18 protein-coding genes and 1 pseudogene are annotated in these 19,355 nt (G+C 61.4%); 5 read left to right on the top strand and 14 right to left on the bottom strand.

Annotated elements, in window-relative coordinates; genetic code table 11:
- Window positions 1-70 precede the first annotated feature (70 nt).
- On the bottom strand, window positions 71-2,452 hold the full coding sequence (locus AC04SG_RS25540) for a transketolase (RefSeq protein ID WP_488553299.1): 2,382 nt from the start codon (window positions 2,450-2,452) through the stop codon (window positions 71-73).
- A 126-nt stretch (window positions 2,453-2,578) separates the two neighbouring features.
- Between AC04SG_RS25540 and AC04SG_RS25535 the strand changes: the two genes are divergently transcribed.
- Entirely contained in the window at window positions 2,579-3,046 is a 468-nt protein-coding gene (locus tag AC04SG_RS25535; RefSeq protein ID WP_488553298.1) for an Lrp/AsnC family transcriptional regulator, read from the top strand.
- A gap of 250 nt (window positions 3,047-3,296) precedes the next feature.
- Window positions 3,297-4,169: an ectoine/hydroxyectoine ABC transporter substrate-binding protein EhuB gene (gene ehuB, locus AC04SG_RS25530; RefSeq protein ID WP_488553297.1), complete on the top strand. Its 873-nt coding sequence runs from the start codon at window positions 3,297-3,299 to the stop codon at window positions 4,167-4,169.
- 61 nt (window positions 4,170-4,230) lie between these two features.
- Here ehuB and AC04SG_RS25525 read toward each other — a convergent pair.
- Window positions 4,231-4,437, bottom strand: a pseudogene (locus AC04SG_RS25525) (conjugal transfer protein TraG); the annotation flags it as partial.
- Window positions 4,438-4,804: 367 nt separating this feature from the next.
- On the opposite strand from AC04SG_RS25525, the gene AC04SG_RS25520 reads away from it, so the two are divergent.
- Together AC04SG_RS25520 and AC04SG_RS25515 are read left to right on the top strand one after the other, a co-directional pair.
- Window positions 4,805-5,059, top strand: coding sequence for a helix-turn-helix domain-containing protein (locus AC04SG_RS25520; protein ID WP_284276439.1), 255 nt, complete (start codon window positions 4,805-4,807; stop codon window positions 5,057-5,059).
- Window positions 5,059-6,384, top strand: a complete 1,326-nt coding sequence (locus AC04SG_RS25515) for a type II toxin-antitoxin system HipA family toxin (protein ID WP_488553296.1) — start codon at window positions 5,059-5,061, stop codon at window positions 6,382-6,384. Before AC04SG_RS25520 ends, AC04SG_RS25515 begins: the two co-directional genes overlap by 1 nt.
- 185 nt (window positions 6,385-6,569) lie before the next feature.
- Here the strand turns inward: AC04SG_RS25515 and AC04SG_RS25510 are convergent, their stop codons facing one another.
- From AC04SG_RS25510 to AC04SG_RS25455, 12 genes are all read right to left on the bottom strand, one after another.
- Window positions 6,570-7,013, bottom strand: a complete 444-nt coding sequence (locus AC04SG_RS25510) for a CopG family transcriptional regulator (RefSeq protein ID WP_488553295.1) — start codon at window positions 7,011-7,013, stop codon at window positions 6,570-6,572.
- Between the two features lie 5 nt (window positions 7,014-7,018).
- Window positions 7,019-9,007, bottom strand: a complete 1,989-nt coding sequence (locus AC04SG_RS25505) for a conjugal transfer protein TraG (protein WP_488553294.1) — start codon at window positions 9,005-9,007, stop codon at window positions 7,019-7,021.
- Window positions 9,008-9,030: 23 nt separating this feature from the next.
- Window positions 9,031-10,770, bottom strand: a complete 1,740-nt coding sequence (locus AC04SG_RS25500; protein ID WP_488553293.1) for a relaxase/mobilization nuclease domain-containing protein — start codon at window positions 10,768-10,770, stop codon at window positions 9,031-9,033.
- 243 nt (window positions 10,771-11,013) lie between these two features.
- Complete coding sequence (locus AC04SG_RS25495) at window positions 11,014-11,676, bottom strand: lytic transglycosylase domain-containing protein (protein ID WP_488553292.1); 663 nt, start codon at window positions 11,674-11,676, stop codon at window positions 11,014-11,016.
- A 110-nt stretch (window positions 11,677-11,786) separates the two neighbouring features.
- Window positions 11,787-12,116: a DUF736 domain-containing protein gene (locus AC04SG_RS25490; protein ID WP_488553291.1), complete on the bottom strand. Its 330-nt coding sequence runs from the start codon at window positions 12,114-12,116 to the stop codon at window positions 11,787-11,789.
- Between the two features lie 35 nt (window positions 12,117-12,151).
- Window positions 12,152-12,697, bottom strand: coding sequence for a S26 family signal peptidase (locus tag AC04SG_RS25485; RefSeq protein WP_488553290.1), 546 nt, complete (start codon window positions 12,695-12,697; stop codon window positions 12,152-12,154).
- Window positions 12,694-13,185, bottom strand: a complete 492-nt coding sequence (locus AC04SG_RS25480; RefSeq protein ID WP_488553289.1) for a DUF2840 domain-containing protein — start codon at window positions 13,183-13,185, stop codon at window positions 12,694-12,696. The genes AC04SG_RS25485 and AC04SG_RS25480 overlap by 4 nt, the downstream gene beginning before the upstream one ends.
- Window positions 13,182-14,237: a replication initiator protein A gene (locus AC04SG_RS25475; RefSeq protein ID WP_488553288.1), complete on the bottom strand. Its 1,056-nt coding sequence runs from the start codon at window positions 14,235-14,237 to the stop codon at window positions 13,182-13,184. Before AC04SG_RS25475 ends, AC04SG_RS25480 begins: the two co-directional genes overlap by 4 nt.
- A gap of 17 nt (window positions 14,238-14,254) precedes the next feature.
- Entirely contained in the window at window positions 14,255-14,536 is a 282-nt protein-coding gene (locus AC04SG_RS25470) for a helix-turn-helix transcriptional regulator (RefSeq protein ID WP_027042654.1), read from the bottom strand.
- A 302-nt stretch (window positions 14,537-14,838) separates the two neighbouring features.
- Window positions 14,839-15,165, bottom strand: a complete 327-nt coding sequence (locus AC04SG_RS25465) for a DUF736 domain-containing protein (RefSeq protein WP_027047842.1) — start codon at window positions 15,163-15,165, stop codon at window positions 14,839-14,841.
- A gap of 821 nt (window positions 15,166-15,986) precedes the next feature.
- Entirely contained in the window at window positions 15,987-16,922 is a 936-nt protein-coding gene (locus AC04SG_RS25460) for a DUF1501 domain-containing protein (RefSeq protein ID WP_488553287.1), read from the bottom strand.
- A 158-nt stretch (window positions 16,923-17,080) separates the two neighbouring features.
- Window positions 17,081-18,418 carry a S8 family peptidase gene (locus AC04SG_RS25455; RefSeq protein ID WP_488553286.1) on the bottom strand — a complete coding sequence of 446 codons (1,338 nt, stop codon included), beginning with the start codon at window positions 18,416-18,418 and terminating at the stop codon, window positions 17,081-17,083.
- Between the two features lie 156 nt (window positions 18,419-18,574).
- Here AC04SG_RS25455 and AC04SG_RS25450 point away from each other — a divergent pair, with 156 nt between their 5' ends.
- The gene (locus tag AC04SG_RS25450) at window positions 18,575-19,159 is read left to right on the top strand and encodes a hypothetical protein (protein WP_488553285.1); all 585 of its coding nucleotides are present in this window, start codon (window positions 18,575-18,577) and stop codon (window positions 19,157-19,159) included.
- The last annotated feature ends 196 nt before the right edge of the window (window positions 19,160-19,355 follow it).

The raw sequence follows: 19,355 nt of genomic DNA, 5'->3' as shown, positions 1-19,355 counted from the left end.
GCCCTCAAGGAATTCCGGTATTGACGGCCCCTATCCAGCAAGCCGGCCGCCAGGCGGTGCTGGGGGATCGTCAGGCGGCGGAGCCAAGGTGCCTCAGCGGCCGGCCGGCCGACACCGATTGCACCGCGGCCATGATGCCGTGCGCATCGATGCCGTAATGCCGATAGAGATCCGCGATCGTACCGGTCTGGCCGAAATGCTCGACGCCGAGCGCGCACGTGCGATGGCCGTGGACCGACCCCAGCCAGGCGAGCGTTGCGCGATGCCCGTCCAACACCGTCACGATGGCGCATGAGGCCGGGAGACCGGCCAACAGGCGCTCGACATGACTGGTGGCGCGCGGATGGCCATACTGGCGCGCCCGCGCCGCGGCCGACCAGCCGGCGTTCAGCCGATCGGCCGAGGTCACCGCAAGAAGCCCGACATCGCGCCGGTCACCGGCCATCAGCCCCAATGCCTGGACCGCCTCCGGCGCGACAGCTCCCGAATAGGCGATCACCACAGCGGCATTCGGCCCGGGTTTGCGCAACCAGTAGGCGCCATCGACGATGTCGCGCGCCAGCGGATCCCCGGTCTGGCGTGTCGGCTGTTCGATCGGTCGCGTCGAAAGCCTGAGGTAGACCGAACCTCCCGTCTGATCACGCAGCCAGCTATGGTCATCGGGCGCGGCCTCGCCCGAGCGCTGCATGTAGTCGAATGCCCAACGCAGGATGACTGCCAGCTCGTCGACATAGGCCGGCTCGAATGCCGCCAGGCCGTCCTGCGACATGCCGATCAGCGGCGTGGCGATCGACTGATGCGCTCCGCCCTCGGGCGCCAGCGTCACGCCGGAAGGCGTCGCCGCCAGGATAAAGCGAGCGTCCTGATAACAGGCATAGTTGAGCGCATCGAGGCCACGCTCGATAAACGGGTCGTAAAGCGTTCCGACCGGAAGCAGGCGCTCGCCGTGAAGCGAGTGCGACAAGCCCAGCGCCGACAGCATCGTGAAGAGGTTCATCTCCGAGATGCCCAGTTCGAAATGCTGTCCCGACGGCGAAAACGTCCAGTTGAAGGTCGAGGGAATGCGCTCTTCACGAAAAATGTCCGCCTGGTCGCCGCGCGCGAACAGACCCCGCCTGTTCACCCAGGCGCCAAGATTCGTCGAGACAGTAACGTCCGGAGACGTGGTGACGACACGCTTTGCAAAATCACTGTCCGACTTGGCGATCTCGTGCATCAAAAGGCCGAAACCCTGCTGTGTCGACATGGAGGCCTGTGCGCCCCAGGTGATCTGTGCCGGCACGGGTACGGCTGGGGCTTTGTGGCGGCGGGTAGCTGCCTGCGCGAAAGGCGACGACGCCAGATAGGAGCGGATCGTGGCCTCATCATATGCAAGGCCCTCGAACGTGTCCCATTCACGCCCCTCGCGGACACCCATGCCTTGCCGCAGCGTGTCGACTTGCGCCGGCGTCATCAATCCGGCGTGGTTGTCTTTGTGGCCGGCGAGCGGCAGGCCGAAGCCCTTGATCGTATAGGCGATGAAGCAGGTCGGACGATCATGCCCGCGCGCTTCCTCGAAGGCATCGATGATGCTCGCCAGATCATGGCCGCCGAGATTTGCCATCAAGGCGGCAAGGTCTTGGTCGCTGCGCTTCTCGATCAGGCGGGTGACCGGCCCCTGATCACCGAGGTCGTCCAGAAGGCGCCTGCGCCATGCAGCGCCGCCCTGGAAGGTCAGCGCGGAATAGAGCTGATTGGGGCATGCATCGATCCAGGACCGCAGCTTTTCGCCGCCCTTTTCCTCGAAGGCGGCCTGTTGCAATGTCCCATGTTTCAGGATCACCACATCCCAGCCGAAGTTGCGAAAGATGGACTCGAAGCGCTGCCACAGGCCTTCGCGCACCACCGCGTCAAGGCTCTGCCTGTTGTAGTCGACGACCCACCAGGTGTTACGCAGGCCGTGTTTCCAGCCTTCGAGAAGAGCCTCGAAGATATTGCCTTCATCCATCTCAGCGTCGCCGAGAAGGGCGACCATCCGGCCTTCCGGCTGGTCCGCTTTCCAGCCTTTCGCCCCGACATAATCCTGGACCAGGGAGGAGAACAGGGTTTGCGCCACGCCCAGTCCAACCGACCCGGTCGAGAAATCGACATCATCGATATCCTTGGTTCGAGACGGGTAGGACTGCGCGCCGCGATAGCCGCGAAAATTCTGCAGCTGCTCGAGCGTCTGCCTGCCGAACAGATACTGGATGGCATGGAAAACGGGGCTCGCATGCGGCTTGACGGCAACGCGGTCTTCGGGCCTCAGGATCTGGAAATAGAGTGCCGTCATCAAGGTCGAGGCGGACGCCGACGACGCCTGATGGCCGCCGACCTTGAGGCCGTCCTGTGACCTGCGAACATGATTGGCATGATGGATCATCCAAATAGCCAGCCACAGAACCTTGCGTTCAAGCTCGGAAAGGATCGTCATCGTCGGCTCCCGTGAAATCGCGGCTCAACGATAGCGGCCAAGGTCTCCCAAAAGTGGCTATTCTTAAGCAAGCATATCAATGATATTGGCTGATTCAGCCAATAATGGTGCCCAGGCGAGGGAAACGTGCCAAATCCGACGCTCGATGCAATCGACCTTAAAATCATCGCCGCGCTGCAGAAGAACGCAAAGGCGACGACGAACGACCTCGCTGAAGCCGTCGGTCTTTCGCCCTCACCATGCGCTCGGCGCGTCAGGCTTCTGGAGAGCGCCGGCGTCATCAAAGGTTACACCGTGGTCCTCGACCAGAAGAAGCTTGGCCTGCCGATCAGCGCTTTCGCGTCGATCAAGCTTGAACGGCAACGCGAGGACGATCTCGACCGCTTCTCCCGGGCGGTGCTGCGCTGGCCGGAGGTGGTCGACTGCTATCTGATGACAGGCCAGCGCGATTACCTGATGCGCATCGTGGTGCGTGACCTCGAGGCCTATGAGCGGTTCATCAAGGACAAGCTGACGCGGCTGGACAACATCGCTTCGATCGAAAGCAGTTTCGCGCTTGGCCAGGTCAAGCGCTCGGAAGTCTTGCCCGTCTAGGCGACCGGTTGTTCGGCATCGGTTCAAGCGTCAGTGGCGGAAGCGAGGTTGGGGGGACCGCGTCACCCGATTGCAATCACGTAGGGCATGTATCTCCTCGACGGGCAGGCCTGATCCACTCACCACTTCATCCGCATTATTTCGTATATATTTTGTATATATACATTGACGAAGCACCGCATCCAACCGTAGCGTTGAGCGGCTGAGGCGGGACGCCTTCGCGCAACTCAAACTCATGGGAGGACCCCCGATGAAATTTCGAGCCCGATCGGCTGCGATTGGCCTGGCCTGCATCGCCTATGCCGTGCTTGTTGGATCTGTGCTGCCGGCAACGGCAGAGACCACGAAAGAACGCGTCTTGAAGGAAGGGCGCATCGTCATAGGCATCCACAACCGCTCGCCATGGGGCTACAAGAAGGAGGGAACCGGCGAACTGCTCGGCTGGCATCCGGATCTTCTCAGGGCTGCCTTTGCCGATCTCGGCGTCAAGCAGGTCGACTTCGAGGTCACCGAGTTCGGCGCCTTGATCCCTGGCCTGATGGCCGGCCGTTTCGATGCCGTTGCATCCGGCCTGTCGATAACGCCGGAGCGATGTCAGCAAGTCGCCTTCGGCGGTCCCGACCTGAGGTCCGACGACGCGGCGGTCGTGCTCGCCGGCAACCCCAAGGCGATCCATAGCTATGCGGATCTTGCCAAGAAATCCGACGCGATCATGGGCGGCGGCCGCGGCAGCAATGTCATCAAGAACGCCATCAACGAGGGCGTGCCGGAAGACCGCATCCTGCAGTTCCCCGACATCGAGACCAACATCGCGGCACTGCGCGCCGGCCGCATCGACGCGGCTCTGTTCTCTTCCCCGACGGTGATCGGGTTGCTGGCCGGCAACAGGAGCCCCGATCTGGAGCGCGCCAGCCCGTTTACGACGGACGAGAAGTCGATCAGCTACATCGCGATCGCGTTCAGGAAGGACGATGGCGATCTGCGCGATCTCTACAATCAGGGTCTGGCGAAGGTCATGTCGAATGGCACGATCGCCACTATCATGGCGAAGTACGGATTTGGCCCGACTGAGAACGTGCCGCCAGGATTGACGACGTCGCAGTTGTGCGGAGCCGCCAACTGAACGCCATCAGCAACAGAACCCAGCTGGCATCAACAGCGCGGGCGGCGCCGCGCTAGCGCGGGCGGCCCGAGCTGGCGATGACCGAGTGCGGACCGCCCTCCCCCAGATGCGGCGTCGTCATCGTGGCCGCCATGGTCAATTCGATCGGGTTGCGTCTTTCAAGCGAGCCTTCGGGATCGACCAGGATGTCAGCGATGTTTTGTACGTCGCGGACCTCCCATTCCCCACGCCGGACCTCGAGAAAGTAACTTGAGGCGCAGCCGCTCGGGCAGACGCTCGTCTCGCTTGATCCTCGCCGAGGGCAATGAATCGCGAGTGAGCGAGGAATACATGGTTTTCAGGACGCGTCTCGTCGTAGCCGTCCGCATCTGAAGTTCCGCATCCCAGGTGTAGATGCCAGTTGATGTGTTCCCAACTGAGCGGCGAGATGTGCTTCAACAAAATATCAAGAGTGTCTCGTCCCGCTCGTTTCAGCTGGGGCGTCAAGACCGCCGCTGCCAGCTCACGCGCTGGCATCATACGCGATCGCGTATATCTTCCTTATATACGTGATCGCGTATATATCCATTTTATACGCAACTTCGTATATTGACGAGTAATACGCGATCGCGTATATTGCGGCGTGGAGACCCATCATGACAGACCAGATCGCTCGCAACGAAAAACAACTCGGTGCCATTCTGCGCCGCGCCCGCAAGAACGCCGGCCTCACGCAAGGCTCGCTCAGCAACCAGATCCACCTGCGCCAGGGTACGGTCTCCCGCCTCGAGGCCGGCGAGCCCGCGATGCAACTCCGCACCTTGATGGCCGCCCTCTCCGCCCTCGACCTTGAACTCGTCGTGCGCGCGCGCAGCAAAGGCAGCTCTGCTGATATCGAAGACCTGTTCTGATGGCCCGGCGTCCGGCTCACATCCCCCTGAACGTGTTCCTGAACGGGCGCCTGGTGGGCGTCCTGCGCAGGGAATCGACGGGCGCCATCGACTTCCAATACGCTCGCGAATGGCTGGATTGGCGCGGCACCTTCCCGATCTCACTCTCCCTCCCCTTGCGGGAAGATCGCTATATCGGCACCCCAGTGACCAACGTCTTCGATAACCTGCTTCCGGACAATGACGCCATACGCAGGCGTGTTGCCGAACGCGTCGGCGCCGACGGCACGGACGCCTACAGCATGCTGGCTGCGCTCGGCCACGACTGCGTCGGTGCGTTGCAATTCCTGCCTGATGGCATGGATCCAGGCCCTCCCGGCGGTGTCGAAGGCAAGCCGGTCAGCAACGAGGACGTCGCCAGAATAATCGAGAACCTTGCTGCCGCTCCGCTAGGCCTGGGCGAGGATGAGGACTTTCGCATCTCGATAGCCGGCGCGCAGGAAAAGACCGCGCTGCTGCGCAAGGACGGAGGCTGGTTCAAGCCGATCGGCACGGCGGCGACCACCCACATCCTGAAGCCGCAGATCGGCCGGCTGCCGAACGGCATCGATCTCTCCAACAGCGTCGAGAACGAGTATCTGTGCCTTAAGCTGCTGCAAGCGTTTGGTGTTCCCGCCGCTCAGGCGCAGATCGCTGACTTCGGCGAGCGCCGTACGCTGATCGTAGAACGCTTCGACCGGCTGTGGGCCCGCGACGGCCGCCTCCTGCGCCTGCCGCAGGAGGATATATGTCAAGCGCTGTCAGTGCCGCCGACGCGAAAGTACCAGTCCGATGGGGGTCCCGGGATGCGGGAGATTGTCGAGCTTTTGAAGGGTAGCGATACGCCAGATGAAGACATCGCCACCTTCTTGCGCACCTGCATCTTGTTCTGGCTGATTGGCGCGACCGACGGCCACGCCAAGAATTTCAGTATTTTCCTCAGCCCAGGCGGACGATTCCGCATGACGCCGCTTTACGATGTGCTGACCGCGCAGCCCAGCCTTGATGCCGGACAGATCCCGCGCAAAAAATTCAAATTGGCAATGTCCGTCGGCAAGAACAGGCACTATTCGGTACCTGACATCATGCCACGCCACTTCCTGCAGACCGCTGACATTGCCGGTGTGGGCACCCCTGCCATGCGTAGAATTTTCGATGACATTGCTGAAAACGTGGAGAAGCAGGCCGACAAGGTGATCAGGTCGCTGCCCCGCGGCTTTCCTGAACAGCTTGTCGACGCGGTCAAGTCGGCCATCGTCAAGCGGGCGGCCCTCCTCGCCGGCAACAAGGCCGATGCCATCGATTGATCGAGGTGCGACGAACCGGCTGCAGGGGCTTGCTCGCTCATCCTGTTGCCGCTGCTGATCCTCATCGTCGTCATCGGTGCAACAACACTGTCGTCGCGTGGCCACCAGCGGGGGCGAGTATACCCATCATCATGATGAACATGGCCATCAGGCTCAAGCTAGCAGCTTATTGTCCCTGCAAACCGTCAGGGTGGGTTTTCGCTGTTGTCCATCGGATTGATATCCTCGGAAATCTCCTGTCGCAGTTTCGGCCCCTTCGCCAGGCGCCTGCCCAGGGCTGTCACGAAGGCATCATAGCGTTCGGCCGCCTTGGCGCGCGCGGCCTGGGCGGCGGGCTCGGGCAACGCCGGCGTTGTCGCGAGCCAGAAACGGACGAACACCGCCAGTGTCTCGACCGCAATGCCGATATCGCGCTCCTGCCTGGCCAGGCGGCGATCGACCTGGTCGAGGCGTTTGGCGATAGCGGCCTCGCGACGTTCATCCGCATCCGGCGACAGGAAGGAAGCCAGGGCTGCTTCCGCAATCATGGATTGGGGTTGACCGCGCCGTACCGCATAATCGCCAAGCATCGTCATGATGGTCTGATCGAGATAAACGGAAATCTGCGCCTTCTTTTTGCGAGCTATCATGGCGCCTACAACTCCATGCCGTCATCGGGGTCGAGGGAAACCTGCCGCGCAACGCCCTGCATGAGGCGCGCCAGGCGTCGGTTACGGACGGCATCATCGTCGTCGGCATCGTCGTCCGGTTCCATCTCGAATTCATTCTCAATGGGCGCCGCCTTCTCGACCGCCTGCGCCCGATTGAGTTCTGCCTGCAGGCGGCGCTCCGATCCCGTTGGATCGCCATCGTCCTGCTGCAGCATGCAGGAGGCTTGCGTCGCCTCAGAGTGAGCCAGGATCGGCAACTGACTCCAATCGTCAAGGCTGGCCTCTCCGGACCGAGCCAGTTCGGGTGGCGGCAACAGGCGCTCCTTAAAACTGGCGTCTTCGTAATACCGGGCCTTCTTGGCCCTGATCGGCGGCGCGCCTGCCACCATGACGATCTCGTCGGTTGGCGGAAGCTGCATGATCTCGCCAGGAGTGAGCAACTGCCGCGCAGTCTCTTGCCTCGACACCATGAGGTGCCCAAGCCAGGGCGAAAGCCGGTGACCGGCATAGTTTTTCATCGCCCGCATTTCGGTTGCCGTGCCGAGTGCGTCCGAGACCCGCTTGGCAGTCCTCTCGTCGTTTGTGGCGAAGCTGACGCGGACATGACAATTGTCGAGGACCGAGTTGTTGGGACCGTAGGCCTTCTCGATCTGGTTGAGCGACTGCGCGATGAGAAAGCTTTTCAGGCCATAGCCCGCCATGAAAGCCAACGCGCTCTCGAAGAAATCGAGGCGGCCCAGCGCCGGGAATTCGTCCAACATCAGAAGCAACCGGTGGCGGGATGTCTTGATATGCAGGTCCTCGGTGAGGCGGCGACCGATTTGATTGAGGATAAGGCGGATAAGCGGTTTGGTCCGGTTGATGTCCGAAGGCGGCACGACGAGATAGAGCGTTGCCGGTTGCTTGCCCCCGACGATGTCGGAAATTCGCCAGTCGCAGCGCCGTGTCACCCCGGCGACGACCGGATCGCGGTAGAGACCGAGAAAGGACATCGCGGTGGACAGCACGCCCGAGCGTTCATTGTCGGATTTGTTGAGCAGCTCGCGCGCCGCACTGGCGATAACCGGATGCGGGCCGGCATCACCGAGATGCGCGGTCTTCATCATCGCGGCAAGCGTCGATTCAATCGGGCGCTTCGGATCGGAGAGGAAGGCGGCGACGCCGGCGAGCGTCTTGTCTTGCTCGGCGTAGAGAACGTGGAGGATCGCGCCGACCAGCAGCGCGTGACTGGTCTTTTCCCAATGGTTCCTCTTTTCCAGGCTCCCTTCCGGATCGACGAGAATGTCGGCGATGTTCTGGACGTCGCGGACCTCCCATTCTCCACGGCGGACTTCCAGAAGCGGATTGTAGGCTGACGATCTCGAATTGGTCGGATCGAAAAGCAGCACGCGACCGTGCAGAGCGCGAAAGCCAGCGGTGAGCTGCCAGTTCTCGCCCTTGATGTCGTGGACGATCGCCGAGCCCGGCCAGGTCAGAAGCGAAGGCACCACCAGGCCGACGCCTTTGCCGGACCGGGTCGGGGCGAAGCACAACACGTGCTCAGGCCCATCGTGACGCAGATAATGGCGATCATAACGCCCGAGCACAACACCATCGTTGTCGATCAGGCCCGCTGCCTCCACCTCTCGCTTTTCGGCCCAGCGCGCCGACCCGTAGGTCTGGACAGTCTTGGCTTCGCGCGCCCGCCACACCGACATGCCGATCGCAACAATGATCGAGAGGAAGCCACCGGACACTGAGATCAAGCCGCCTTTCACGAAGATAGACGGGGCGTAGGCGTCGTAGAAATACCACCACCAGAACAGAGCGGGCGGATAGTAGACGGGCAGCCCAGCAATCTCGAACCAGGCTGGACCGAGCCCCATCTGGAAACCGAGTTGCCATGCGGTCCACTGCGTTGCCGCCCAGGTCGTCAAGAGGACGATCAGGAAGACCGTGAGTATCTGACCCCACAAGATTTTCGTGGCGGACATGGCGTGCTCCTTTCATCTGGCTTTCAGAGGCCGAGCCCCTTCTTGCGGCCAAAACTCCAGTCGATGCCGCCATCGCCGCGCACGACACCGGAGACGTGCTGGCCAAGATGCTTTTCGAGTGAGGGCGTCCAGGGGACGAGCTGGAAGCCGAGCCCGTCGTCGATCATGGCGAAACGGCCGGAGGCGAGTGACAAGCGCTGGCGATAGGCGCCGGCAACAAAGTCTCCGCTGGCGGCGCGCTTGAAGGGCTGACCAGTGTCGGCCGCGAACCTGTCGCCAAGCGTCCCCAGTTCCGCCCGCCGCAGTGTATCGAGCAAGCTTCGGGTGAAGATGATGCGTCTGCCTTGACGCTCCGCGAGCCCCTGTTTGACAAGATGTTCGGCGCGCTGGTCGAGGGCGTCGCGAACCTCGGCGCCGAAGCCGGCCCCGGCCAGGGCAGCCGGTTCGCGCGCGATCGCCTGACGGTCGAGCCAGGTCGCACCCGATGCCGAAATCTGCTGATCCACAGCAAGGTCGGAGCGCACGGCGAGTGCGGCCCGGCGTTGACCGCGCGCATCATCGAATTTTCGCAGCTCGACGATCGATCCCGGTGCGCCGTCGCCAGCCGCCTCCAGATCGGAGAGCTTGATGTGATGGGTGCGTCCGTCGACACCGTCGACCACGGCATAGGCCGTGCCGATCAGTTCGTCATCGAGCCCACGATCGACCAGCCGGCCGATAACCGGCGTCTCCAGGCTCTCCGCGGCCAGCACATAATTGGCTGAGCCACGCTCGATGCCAGCCGCACTCATCGCGCAGTGGATGCGCTTGATGATGTCGCCGCGCTCGCCAAGCTCGCGCAGTGTTGCCTCGGCTCGTTCGTCGATTGCCCATTGGCCAGGCCCGGCCTGTTGGGCAACACCAAGGGTCTCGAGCTTGCGCAGGCGGCCGATTTTCAGAGCGTGATACTCGTCCGGTTGCTTTTGGGGAGATGGCGCGAGATCAATAAACCCGCTGTCACGGCTGTCGCGAAGCAACTGCCGATCGAGTTGCGTCCACCGCTCGGACTGGATCTGGCTTTCGAGCCGGTGGCGGATATCGAGATCGGTGCGCGGACCCAGTTCCTGGGTAACCAGATCGCGAGCCCGGTCGCGCATGCCTTCCTTGATGTAGTCGCGCGCGATGACCAGATCCTGGCCATCGTCGCGAACCCCTCGCACGATCAGGTGAATGTGGGGATGCTCGGTGTTCCAGTGATCGACCGCCACCCAGTCGAGCCGCGTGTCGAGGTCCTTCTCCATCTGTCCAACAAGATCGCGGGTGAAGGCGTTGAGGTCCGCCATTTCGAGAGCGTCGTCCGGCGAGACGATGAAGCGGAAATGGTGACGATCGTCCTTGGCGCGCGCGGCGAAGGCCGCGCCATCGGCATTCTCCGTCCCCGGCCCGAACAGATGCCCCTTCTCCCCCTCCCGGCTGACACCCTCGCGGCGCAGATAGTTGAGGTGGGTGCCAAGTGGAGCGGCGCGCGCGGAATGACGGACGACTCGCGCCTTGACGACGGCGCCGCGCGACCGCGAGGTGATGAGGCGATTGGCCTGGATGCTGGCGCGCTGACCGTGACCAAATCGCGAGCGGTTTGCTTGTACAATCCGGCCCGAGCGCGAAATGCCGCCGCCGGCCTTTTTCGCCGCGGCCAACACCTGCGCGATGAAGGGCCGGGCCTGCTGGGCGCGCGTGGAGCGGATGCGCCCGGGTCGAATGCGAAAGTCGCGCTCATCAGCCATGGCGCGGCACCGCAATGTGGAAAAAGAAAAACAAATACAATATCTTGGCTGCTTCATACACATTGCGCCGATGGCCGGCAATGTGCGGAACGCGCCAGAAAATCAAGCAAGAACAACCACCCGACCGCCGCGCAATGTGCGCCCTTTTATCCTGCCATCCCTCGGTTGTTGCCCTGTGCCCGACGCGCCTCACAGGCTGCGACGTCAAAAGAGACGCCAGGGGGCGACCTGAAGGACACTTCGTCATCGCCGCGATGTCCGGACGTCGGACCGTGTGAACAGCTGGCGCGGATGCAAACCGGCCACGAAAAGTTCGCGCACGAACGGTGGCGACGAGAGCTCGACGGAAGGGTCTTCGCCGGACGAAAGACTGGTCGCGGCCATGGACCCGGACGGCACGATGAACAGCGGCGCGATCTTCCAGCTGACGACCTTGGCAGGGCCGCCGGTGAGCGCGCCGGGTGCATCACCGCCGCCCCAGAAAGGGCGGAGCATCGCAACATAGGCCCGGGTCTCGGCCGGCAACGGACGGCCCTTCAAGGAGGCTTCGTAACGCCCTGGCCCCGCATTGTAGGCGGCCAGAAAGCCCGGTGAACCGTATCGATCATACAACTCGCGAAGATAGGCGGTGCCTGCAAGGATGTTGTCGTGTGGATCATAGGGATCGCGGCCGAGCTGGTGACGAAGGCGCAGCTCGGCAAAGGTTGCGGGCATGATCTGCATCAAGCCCAGGGCCCCCTTTCGTGACATGGCGCGCGGGTCGCGGGCGCTTTCGAGGTGCATGATTGCCCGTATCCAGCGCTCGGGAACGCGGAAGCGATGCGACGCCTCGGCGATAGGCGCGGCGTAAGGATCGTCCCCGGATTTGCGTGAGGCCGGCGCGGATTGTGCGAAGGCCCCCGTCATTGCGTGACAGACCATCAGCATGCCAGCGATAAGGCAAAGTGCTTCTCGCCGACTAGGCAAGCGACTGGCGGAGCGGCTTCCGTTCGCACAGTTCGGCGCCGATGGCCCACTCATCGAGCACGATCCGGCCGCGATTTCGGCCGGATCCAGCGCAGCGACCAGGAGCCGTTGTCGGATTGGAACAGACCGGCGCGAAACCGCCGGCCAAACAGCGGATCTTCCAAACGGCACGACAGATAGTCGCCAGCCGTCTGTCCGGTTTCCTTCCAGGCCGCGCCGACCTCGGGGCCGCTGCCGTCGCCGATGTGGATACGAAAATCAGGCGCTTTGCCGTCAGCTATTTTGGTCGGCACGAGCACCAGCTCGGCATCCACGAGCAGCGTTCGAATGCGTCCGGAGTAACCCGATTCTGTTTTGTGGAAGACGCCGATCTCGGCCATGGATTATCTCCTTCTCTTGTTGGCTGGACTGAATTTCAGTTCACCGGAGCGAACCAGGTGTAGTGGCCATCGCCACTCTCGTCGGTCCAAAGCGGGAGCGCGGCTCCGACGATCGAGCTCGCCGGGAACGGGCCGAAATAGCGGCCGTCGAGACTGTCCCCGACCTTCCGATTCATGACGAAGATTTCGGCGGCGGCGATGACGCGGCAGCCCTGCCAGACAGGCAGGGCGCGTCCCTTGCGGTCGCGCTCCAGGGCGGTACCGACCGCGCGCCCGTCGACAGTGATGACGCCACTTAGGCGGCAGACTTGGCTCCCAGGAAGACCCTCGATGTGTTTCAGCATCGGCACGCCGGGGGGAAGGTAGCCACGCTTGGCAGCGAACTGGGCGACCTTGTCTGGCGGTTCGATGACAGCGAGCGCGCCAGCCGTTGGTACGGCCATTTTCCTGATCGCATAAAGCCCAAGGGGCGCGCTCGCCGATGCATTCCACAGCAGCAGCGGCGGCATCTCCAAGACAGCCGGAGCGACCGTCGCGACGACGGCCGCAAGCGATGCGGCCATGCAAGCGGCGCGGCTCATGAGGTCACCCGCTTGCGCAACAGAAAGGCCCGGTGCTGCTCGAGCGAATAGGCACGAGGCGTTGCGCCGGCAATCAGACGGTTGTGGGTCTGACGCCAATAGTCCGGTGCGGCCTCGGCCGGATCGAGACCCATCGCCTCGATCGCATCGACCCGTTGGAGAACGCGCTCAACCTTGTCCCAGCCTGCGATCCTGAGCAGGATCTCGCCGCCTGGCCGGATGTGAGGCAGCGTCTGATAAGGTTCAGCGGGCAAGGCCGCGCGCACGATGTCGATGCGCGAAACGACAGTGCCAAAGTCATTCGCCGCCCAGCGCACGAACGCAAAAACACTGCCAGGCGCAAATCCGACGACTCGGCGCCGCTTGTCGATGATCGTCTGATCGGCAGGACGTCCGAAGCGGATACGATGCTCAATACGCTTCTCGATCCAGATCAGCTCGACCGTCGTGAGGTTGCCGCGCGGCGTCGATTGGGTAGACGACGTCATGTGTCGTCTCCCTCGCGCCGGCCAACGCACCGCCGCTTCTGCTCGCCACCGGCAGGCCGCGGCTTGCGCGCAAGACTGTTAGATTGAGAGTTAGACTCTAAGTTAAGAGCGGGATTTTCCGTTGCCGGCCCGTCCCTTAAGGGCGATCGTGGTTCCCGAAAGCACGAGGATGCGGTTCCCGATGGCACGATAGTTCGGGTTCCCGATGGCACGATCCTGTCAACCGGCGCGGGCGCCGGTTCGAAGGCCAACAGCACACGGCCGCTGGCTTCGACCTCCGTGAACAGCAGATATCCCGGCAAAGGTTGGCGGCGCACGATGTCACGCAGCTCGAAGGCGAAGCGCTTGAGCGGCGAGAGGCTGCCGGACTTCTGATGCAGGTGCCGGATGTCGAAACACCAGCCGGTGCGCTGGCGTCCGCCATGCTTGCGCACCAGCCGATAGAGCCACCGATCCAGCCCGCCGGTCAGTCCGAAATAGGCACGATCAATCGTCAGAATGAGTGCATCGTCCATAACGGCGCGATAGAACCAATCCGGCAAAATCAACTCGACGCCGAGGGGGCGGCCGTTTCGATCGAAGCGCTCCTGCCATTCGTTGATCCACGAGAAGCGATGGCGCCGGCCTTCGGCGGGCTGGCGAATGGAGGTGACGACGCTTGTCGACTGCAGGCGGTCGAGCGCCGCCTTGAGGCGCAAATAGTCTCGCTTCGAGACACCGCGGCCGACGAAGGTAAGCATTTCGTATGGCGTCGCGGCCATCAGGCGCGACGTGCGCAATCCGGCATCCCGCGCGCTGACGATCTGGCTCGCGGCCCAGATCAGGATATCGGCATCCCAGATCGTCGCCATGCCGTAGTCGGGCATCGCTTCGACACGGATCGCCACATCGCCGGCGCGAAAGTCGATCGGCGCGATGCGCCTGGATTTGGCGAGGGAGAAGAAGGGATAGGCCATGAGATCCTGCGCATCGCGTGGCGCGACAACACCGGGCAGCGCGTGGAACAGATCAAGCTGTCCGCGTTCCGACGGTTGCTGTGTGCGTCCAGACATAGGGGAGATCAGCCGGGTCAGCGCCTTTCGCGCCCGGCATAGGCGATCAGGCGGGCGGCTTGAGGCTTGGCGGGCAGCACCGACCCATGCGGATCGGATGTCGACGTCATGGCGCCGCGCTGGACCCAGGCCTGGAGGTCGTCGACGGCGTAGACGACGCGGCCGCCGAGTTTGCGATAGGCAGGCCCGGTGCCGTATGTGCGGTGTTTTTCCAGCGTTCGCGCCGAAAGACTGAGGAAATGCGCAGCTTCCGAAGTGCGCAGGTAGCGCGGCGGCAATGGCGCGGCGTCGGCATTCATGGGATGTCTCCTTGCGGCCGTCGCGATTGAACGGCGATCGATGGCCAGGATGGAGGAGCGCGGGGACGGTGATCAGGTGCGCAATTGAGGGCCGCTATTTCGCACCGCCAAGAGGCCTTCAGGCAGTGGCGCCGGCGCGCGCAGCAATTGCGAGAGCCGCGCTCGACCATCTTCACGCCATCGCGCATCAAGCAACGCATCTGATGACAGGAAGCCCGGTGATGGCAGGGCGCGGCGCGGAAAGCTTCCCCGGTCACCGGCAGAAGACGCCTCGCCCGGTACCGGGCGAGGCGTCTGCCTTTTCACTCGCCGTTGCGGCGGCTGGGGCGCGACCAGATGAGGCTGTGGCCCTCGCCTTCCTCGTCGGCGAAGAGGTTGGCGTAGATCGGAGCGGTAAAGCTCGGATCGTCCAGCTTGAGGCCGAGATAATCGCGGCCCTCGTTGGAGCGCTTGGACCAGGCGGCGCCGATTTCGGCCTTGCCGACCACCACGCGGTGGCTTGGAGCGTTCTCGCCGCTGGCCCGGGTGTCGGGGACGATGCGCACGCCCTTGGCCTGGACGCTGAGGGTGACGATCTCGCCGGTGAACTCGTTCGCATTGGTCTTCTTGAAAGTGCCGATGGTAGCCATTTTCAGTCTCCGTTTTCTCGTTTCCGAGCCCGCACCATGCGACCTCGATGGCGATCGTGAGGCCGAAGGCGACCGCCGCCGCATCGCTTGCGACCGCAGCAAAGCGGAGGATGGCGCAGGCGCGCGTTTCTTGGTTTCGCGAGGAATGGGCTTTGCCCAGGGGAAGAAACGCGCGCCGCGCCATTGCGGCATAGGCGGTCGAGGCTTCAGCCGCCCATCGGCCAGATCAGCCCGTTCGAGAGGTCGTTGGTGCGCTCTGTGAAATGAAGGAGGGAGGCAATTGTGGTATCGGGGCTCAGAGACAAAACGGACTGGTTTGCCAGGACGTCAGCCTACAATGGCTTGCCCCGCATCAAAGCCCCTGCCCATCCGGTTCCAAGCGCACGACCCCATACTACGAAGGTCCTGTTTGGGGCCGATTGCCGACGGTCCGCTGTCGGGGACTTTCAAGAAGAAAGCGGACATACCGTCGATGAAAGGTGGTGTGAGGTGGGCCGGAGCAGGGCGACATTCCCGCCGACAAGATCGCCTACGCAAACGATCTCTACCAGGCCAACAAACAGGCTTTTGCCAAAGCCGAAGCACTCGGCTGGCGAGCCGAAACTGAACTAGATCGGCACTAGATCGGCGTCAGCGATTTTGAAGTGCTAATGGAGTTTAGGATGAATTATCCAACAGAGGTCGTAATAGTGGAGGTAATGGCGCTGATGTAGTCTGCATGGCTTGCTCGGTGCATAGTGACGTAGCGGAACGATGTACCAAGGTTCAGCGATTTGTGCAGAGCGTGGCTTCTCGCCGTAAGACGGCCCGATTAACGTCAATCAACCTGCATCCCGAAACAAACCAATCGACGCTGGCAGCTCAGCAGCGCTCGGAAATACCCTAGCAACAGTCCGGTCGGGAAGGCGAAGATGCTCACTTAACACGGCCTTGATTATTGCTCGCAGATCAGTCGTAACGGCAAGATCGGCTCCGCCGCGAAGTTGGCTGGGTGCCAGCCCAGGCCACTGATTGCCGACTCGGCCGCCGGCAACGGCACCGCCCATCAGGAACGTGACGCTGGCCGTCCCGTGATCGGTTCCGCCGTCTGCGTTGAATGGCACTGCACGGCCGAACTCAGTCACGACCAAGACAACTGTTCTGTTCCAGGCCGTTCCAGACGCTTCGGCGAACGAAACGAGCCCGTCTGCCAGGGCCTTCAATGCTCGCGCCAAACGCACGCCCTGGCTTATGTGCGTATCGAACCCAGGCAATTCAAGCGTTGCGATCCGAGGACCGCCCTCCGTTGCCAGCGCCTGTGCCGCACGGGTCGCCGCGCAAGTGAACCTGGCCGCTTGGCATAAGCTTCGCTGCGCGAGCGGGTCTTCCACACATTTCGATCCGCCCACCTGTGCTTGCTCAGGGGAAAGCAGGGCCAAGTCCAGCAGCGGATTGCCCCACGCCAAATCCGATATGAGATCGATGGATCGGTCGGCCGGACCCATCCGCCATGGTTCGGTCTCTAAGGCGAGCGAGGCCAGCCTGGGCCAGCTGGTGAGGCCATCAAAGTCGCTCCCGAACAAAGCAAATTCCGAGGCCGCATGAGATCTTTCCACTCCCGCAATGGCCGTCCCTGGGATGATCAGCAACTCCCCGGCATTAAAGTAGGGCAGAAGCGGCGCCAGTGCTGGATGAAGCTCAAAAAATCCATCCAGCTTGAGTGTTTCGGTCGCCCCCTCCTTATTCACAAGCGCCTGAGCTTCGCGCAGGGTTAGCAATTCAGGATCCCCAAACGGAGGGATCGCCGCAACGCAATCGAGCCCACCCCGGAGAAATACCAACAGGAGTTTCGGCTCGGATGCCGCCGGTCTAGCCCTTGCCGCGATTGGACGAAGCATGGAGGATAGTAGAATCCCTTGCAGGGCTGCCCTTCGGGTCAGTTGCATTTTGGGTGCTTTGGTGTGGTAGCGTCCGACTTGCCCGCAGTCACGTACGCAACTGTGTCCGCGTCAGGATAGGTACTATCCGTAGGGTCGCCTGGCGACACTGACCCGCGAACGAGCAAACCAGCCAGAATTGGTGCAGCGAATGAGGTTCCCCAACACACATTCTGTTGCGGATTATTTGAATCATCCGACAGCCACAAGGACCGCGCCTCGACGCCAGGTTCTGCAAACGAAGCGCCGAATGCACTGCCTTGCCACAGCTTGTCGGACCACTTCATAGTCATTGGATCATATTTACTGTCAGCCGCAGAAACACTATATATCGCCCCAGGACTGACCGGCGAAGTATACGGTGCAGAATTTGCCGGCGTGAACCCTTGGGCCCACGACCATCCGCCATTGCCATTTGCTCGCTCCGCATTTCCTGCCGCCACAACAATTTGTAGTTTCCGATCCGCCATCAAATGAAATAGCATATCTAACAAAGTTATATCATTGCTGTATCCGCCAGCCCTTGCACTCTCAAGAAAGCTAGCTCCCCAGCTTATGTTTACAACGTCACCAGCTTTGGCGTGATCCAAGACGTATCTTATTGCTTTAACAGGTTGGTCCCAGACGCTTACAGTTACATCATCACCAAATATTTTAATGATATTCAGAGATACCTTAGGGCTAACCCCTGCCAGTCCTGTGTAGTGCGACGATCCATCTTTAAAAGTCCTTCCTCCAATGATACCTGCGACCATAGTTCCGTGTCCCAGCTCATCATCCACGGCCCCCATCACGCAACTGCCTTGCGTACAGTCCACCTTTGTCGCCACATTCAGAAGATTTGAACTGACCGCAACCGGGTCAACTCCGCTGTCTAGCACCCACACCTCGGGGCCGTATGTGCTTTCCACCGGTGACCCGACCACACGGCAGACGTTTGCGGGAACGTCCTGGATAGTGGTGGTGGTATCCTTTTTGATTATCCTCGGATTATTTTTGCATCTAGCTGCGTCAAAGAGGGTAACAGAAAATGGATCTGCAAGCTCAAACCCTTGAGATTCAAGCTCTTTAACTCTTGCTTCCGTAATTTTTAACGTTAAAAAGCTTTTACCTATTTCGGGAAAATCTACCGAAATCACTTCCTTTTTGTCAGTTTTCTGAATTTCTGCTTTAAAATCCGCCGAGTTGTTCGAGTTCATAGGCGTGTCGCTGTAAGGCGCAACAAATGTCGCGGCGATCTCATTTGCAGGCATCTCGTCTGCCCATGACGATCTCTGAGTGGCAGCCAATGACAAGACGCTCACGATAAGAACAGCGCGGAACTGTAGAACGACCACAGCAAGCCTCCTACGTCTACGGAAACAGCATGCCCCCAAAGGCAGTGCGCTGTCTATAAGAACATGAATTGGGCGTCGTTCCACATCGAGAGCTATCTTGCGGTAGCTGCGAAACGCGCATACGCTCACAGATGGTCCTGTGTTGAGAAGCATGCGATGCCCAGAGCGAATCTCAGGAAGGGTCGACAAGCGCGGGAAATCGGCGCGGCCATTGTCGAGACGTGGCTCAAACTCCTGCCTACGCCGGCCACCATCTTGTCGGTCGATAGTACGGTTGGAAACCCTCTGAAGATTACAATAAATCGCCAAATATTCACAGCTGCCGGCCAAAGTATCAACCTTCGCTACAGCGATGGTAGTACCAAGACTAACCTCAAGGTCGGAACCCCAATCGCGCTGGCGGACTATAAGCAGCAACTGACGATATTCCTTGCCGACGGAGCCACTCCTTTTCCAACGGCGGGCGATTTCACGAACGGGTTGGCCTTTTCTAATGTCGGCAGCCCCAGTTCTCATTTGAAAGCCGAACTTACGGCCGTTTTGAATCAAATCGTCGATGGGGTGACGGTGGAACCTGAATTCGACGAGGCGGGAAAAATCTACGTCGTGGTACCGCAGATACCGGAAGACATCCTTATCAGGGCCGACCTGCTCGACTACTTGGAAAAATACCATAGATTTGGACAGGGGCGACATTATCATGACGAGCTTGGCGCGGCGGTGCTGTTTGGCTGCAGGTAGCCGGACTTAGCCCGGCAAGGCGCATCCCTTGGAGCACCTTATGCGGTCCGGCTCTAGTTGGTAGGGCTTCTTGGTCGCGAAGCGTAGTCAACCGCCATTCCAAATGAATCCGGAATGTCTGGTTTCAGGACTGCGCTCAGAACCGGTGAACGGCCGACATGAGGCGCATTGCCGCCATCCACAAAACAGCAGGGTT

It is taken from the genome of Mesorhizobium sp. CNPSo 4684, assembly GCF_057784315.1.
Note: the sequence above shows the minus strand (reverse complement) of the source record. Positions and strands in the feature narration are given on the sequence as shown.

Bases quoted from the DNA above. Each gene is read 5' to 3' on its own strand.
- AC04SG_RS25480 (WP_488553289.1), bottom strand. From the start codon at position 13,185: ATGACGTCGTCTACCCAATCGACGCCGCGCGGCAACCTCACGACGGTC.
- AC04SG_RS25485 (WP_488553290.1), bottom strand. From the start codon at position 12,697: ATGAGCCGCGCCGCTTGCATGGCCGCATCGCTTGCGGCCGTCGTCGCG.
- AC04SG_RS25540 (WP_488553299.1), bottom strand. From the start codon at position 2,452: ATGACGATCCTTTCCGAGCTTGAACGCAAGGTTCTGTGGCTGGCTATT.
- ehuB (WP_488553297.1), top strand. From the start codon at position 3,297: ATGAAATTTCGAGCCCGATCGGCTGCGATTGGCCTGGCCTGCATCGCC.
- AC04SG_RS25515 (WP_488553296.1), top strand. From the start codon at position 5,059: ATGGCCCGGCGTCCGGCTCACATCCCCCTGAACGTGTTCCTGAACGGG.
- AC04SG_RS25465 (WP_027047842.1), bottom strand. From the start codon at position 15,165: ATGGCTACCATCGGCACTTTCAAGAAGACCAATGCGAACGAGTTCACC.
- AC04SG_RS25495 (WP_488553292.1), bottom strand. From the start codon at position 11,676: ATGACGGGGGCCTTCGCACAATCCGCGCCGGCCTCACGCAAATCCGGG.
- AC04SG_RS25520 (WP_284276439.1), top strand. From the start codon at position 4,805: ATGACAGACCAGATCGCTCGCAACGAAAAACAACTCGGTGCCATTCTG.
- AC04SG_RS25490 (WP_488553291.1), bottom strand. From the start codon at position 12,116: ATGGCCGAGATCGGCGTCTTCCACAAAACAGAATCGGGTTACTCCGGA.
- AC04SG_RS25475 (WP_488553288.1), bottom strand. From the start codon at position 14,237: ATGTCTGGACGCACACAGCAACCGTCGGAACGCGGACAGCTTGATCTG.
- AC04SG_RS25505 (WP_488553294.1), bottom strand. From the start codon at position 9,007: ATGTCCGCCACGAAAATCTTGTGGGGTCAGATACTCACGGTCTTCCTG.
- AC04SG_RS25470 (WP_027042654.1), bottom strand. From the start codon at position 14,536: ATGAATGCCGACGCCGCGCCATTGCCGCCGCGCTACCTGCGCACTTCG.
- AC04SG_RS25450 (WP_488553285.1), top strand. From the start codon at position 18,575: ATGCCCAGAGCGAATCTCAGGAAGGGTCGACAAGCGCGGGAAATCGGC.
- AC04SG_RS25510 (WP_488553295.1), bottom strand. From the start codon at position 7,013: ATGATAGCTCGCAAAAAGAAGGCGCAGATTTCCGTTTATCTCGATCAG.
- AC04SG_RS25500 (WP_488553293.1), bottom strand. From the start codon at position 10,770: ATGGCTGATGAGCGCGACTTTCGCATTCGACCCGGGCGCATCCGCTCC.